Annotated in this window: 3 protein-coding genes; 1 reads left to right on the plus strand and 2 read right to left on the minus strand. The window is 66.4% G+C overall.

What is annotated here, in order from left to right; genetic code table 11:
• Nucleotides 1-229, minus strand: a 229-nt coding sequence (locus KBX63_RS34760) for a hypothetical protein (protein WP_210918664.1), incomplete at its 3' end; no start/stop codon positions are given.
• Nucleotides 230-238: 9 nt separating this feature from the next.
• Here KBX63_RS34760 and KBX63_RS34765 point away from each other — a divergent pair.
• Nucleotides 239-1,789, plus strand: coding sequence for a hypothetical protein (locus tag KBX63_RS34765; RefSeq protein ID WP_210918665.1), 1,551 nt, complete (start codon nt 239-241; stop codon nt 1,787-1,789).
• A gap of 241 nt (nt 1,790-2,030) precedes the next feature.
• Here the strand turns inward: KBX63_RS34765 and KBX63_RS34770 are convergent, their stop codons facing one another.
• A complete protein-coding gene (locus KBX63_RS34770) occupies nt 2,031-2,576 on the minus strand; it encodes a hypothetical protein (RefSeq protein WP_210918666.1) in 546 nt (181 codons plus the stop codon).
• Between the last annotated feature and the right edge of the window lie 238 nt (nt 2,577-2,814).

Here is a 2,814-nt window from a genome sequence, read left to right on the forward strand (position 1 = left end):
CCGGCAAGCCGACGATGTCAGCCAACTCATCGACCGCATCGAGGCGGGCACCTTCGAGTTCAACTTCGAGGATTAGCGGACATCGGCGGGCATGATCGACCGCGCACCTCGCGGCAGATCCGTGCACCTGACCTTGGCCGACGCGCAGGTCGCGGCGAAGCCGCAGTGCCGCAGCGTGACGTACACCGGACGCCGCGGCTCGGCCAAGCGCAACCGAAGCTGACTCCATCAGCGGAACGTGCCTGAAAGTGTTGCGTCCTCGGCTGGTGAGAAGATCGTTGGCGTGACCAGTCCGTTGCGTATCGACCGGGTTCTCGGTGATCGGCCCTTCGCCGAGGTCGGTGAGCCTGCCCTTGCCGTCGCCGAGGAGAGTCGTGGCCTGCTGGCAGTGGCGGGCACCTACGAGTTCGGTACTGCACCGGTAGGTGTCTACGACGTCGGTGATCTGGGTTGCCGCGCTCTTGCCCGTTCGGGCTACCCCGTGCACGCGATGGCCTTCCACCCCACGTTTCCCCTGCTGGTGATAGGCACGGGCCGCTACGACGGCGGCTACTTCTTCGAAGGCGAGCTGCTCCTGATGGACCTGGAGACAAGTACCGGGGTGTCACTCATCGAGCACCCGCTCGGCCGTCAAGTGCTCGCCCTGGAGTGGCTCACCGGCCAGGAACTACGCGTGCTGATGGCGCCGCCTGACGACTGGCAGGACAAAGATGCATGGGCTGAGGGACACGTTGCGGTGGTGCGCCGACGCGATTGGCGAGTCGTACCACCCAGGTCGATCACCGGGGTCGAGTTGGCCGGACCGCGGGTCGCCGCGCCTCGCTTTGACAGCCGGGAGGACGCCCGCCGTGCAGTCTTCAGCCTGAGCGCGGATTGGGATCCGCGGCATGACGTCCGTGCGGTCGAGGAACTGCCCGACGGCAGGATCTTGGCGACGCTCGACGGTGCTCAGGCGGAGCCCTGGCTGCTCTCGGGGGATCGGCAGTGGACTGTTCCGGACGACAAGGGCGGCCGTGACATCGTCGTCGCGACCGATGAGCAATCGGTCTGGGTCAGTTTGATGCGGCCCGAGTGGGAGGAACGTCCTCAGTCCCTGGTCCGGCTCTCGCTCGAGGACGGGGCGCAGCTCGAACAACTCACCCTGTCCGCCCCGGCGTCTCTGGTGCGCTGTGCCGACGGTCTACCGGCCGTCGCACCCTCCGGGCATGTCGGGGAGCGCAGCAGGCTTCGTATCCGGCGCGGCAGCCGGGTCTATTTTCGGGAGATCGACCGTGAGCGCGAGTGGACGCCCGAACCGAGTGAAGCCTGGCTCGCCGCAGCCGACCTGAAGGATCCGCCGATTGCCGGGCGTCCGCGTGAACCGACGGAGCGGGAGTTCCGTCGCCTGCTCCCGTACTCGTGGACGCCGGGTGAGACACATTTCGCCGGCCCTGGCGTGGAGACCACGGACGGCAGTCTCGTCCACGCCGGCACCGTGTATCACGGCCACGGGTTGCAGCCCGGCGGCTCGTTCGTAGTACGGCGCAAGGTGGCCAGTGGAGAGCCGCGCTGGGTTTTCCGGACCGACCGGAAGGCCACCGACCTCGACGCGGACGCGGAAACCGCGTATGTCGCCTACGACGATGGTGAGATCGTCGCACTCGACCTTCATGACGGCACCGTGCGCTCGTGCCGGCAACTCACCGTTGCAGGGGTGCCCGCCATACCGACCGCGCTGACCGTAGCCGGACCGGGACGTCTACTCATCGGCACCAGCGACGGGCGGATCTTGGACTGTTCGGCCGGATAGCTGCTACCTGTCGAGTCCAGGGTTGACCACCACCAACCGCCGCCTCCGCAGACAGGCTACGGCGGTGACGCGCACTGATCTCGGCTACGTGCGTATGCCGGCCGAGTCAGCGCTTCGTGGACGCCGCGTAGCGCGGATCGCCAGAAGCGGATGGCGGCGGCGCCCAGTTCAGGTCGGCCCGTACCACCGCCTGATCGTCGGCCGGCCGACGACAGCGACCATCACCGTTGAGCCAGACATTTCAGCCGGTTTCGCTCGGTGCGGTGGTCGTGGCGATGATGACTCCATCTGAGCCGGTGGCGGTCACTTGTGCGCCTTCGACGGAGACGCCGGGTGCCCAGATGACAAAGATGTCGCCGTCATGATCTCCGCGAATTGTCTGCCCTGAGACCAGTCGAGCTTCGATGCTGGTGGCGCCGGTCGGCAAGTGGCCAAGCAGTAGACGGGCCTTGAGCACGGAATCGTATCCGCCGAAGAAGCGCAGCTTGTCTGGCGGGCCTTGCTCCATGAGGCAGCCGAAGCCTCGCTGCATTCCGGCTGGTCCGCCCTCGCACGCGTGGATCCAGTTGTCCGGTTCGGAAACGTGAACACGCAACCAGCCGCCCTCCTTGCGAAGCAAGATTCGCTCGACGGGTTTGGCCTTCACAGGCAGGCTCAACTCGGCGTAGTTGTCCAAGCATCGTTCAGCAGCTTGCTCCTCGGATACCCGCCAAGGTGGGACGTCGGTGGCTTGCGCACTGTGCCAGACCCACCCGACGGTGACAGCGACGACCGCGACGGCGGCCATCAGCCCAACCGACTTCCAGGTAGCTAACGGAGAACAACGCACCGGTTCCTCCGAGGGCGAGATGGCTGCTCACCGTACCGCTTCTCGGCATGTCCGGACACTCCGAGGGCCACTGCTGGGTGGTCACGCTCCGCCGCGCGCGGATCGCGGCTGGTGAGCGTGCGTCGCAGCACCCCTCGTCAGCACATGTTGACGAATCGGTCGGCGTCAGCATATGCTGACATCATGTCCGCAATCG

Origin of the sequence: Micromonospora sp. U21, assembly GCF_018070045.1 — a bacterium.
In the GTDB taxonomy this organism is placed as follows: Bacteria; Actinomycetota; Actinomycetes; order Mycobacteriales; family Micromonosporaceae; genus Micromonospora.

Bases quoted from the DNA above. Each gene is read 5' to 3' on its own strand.
- KBX63_RS34770 (WP_210918666.1), bottom strand. From the start codon at position 2,576: ATGGCCGCCGTCGCGGTCGTCGCTGTCACCGTCGGGTGGGTCTGGCAC.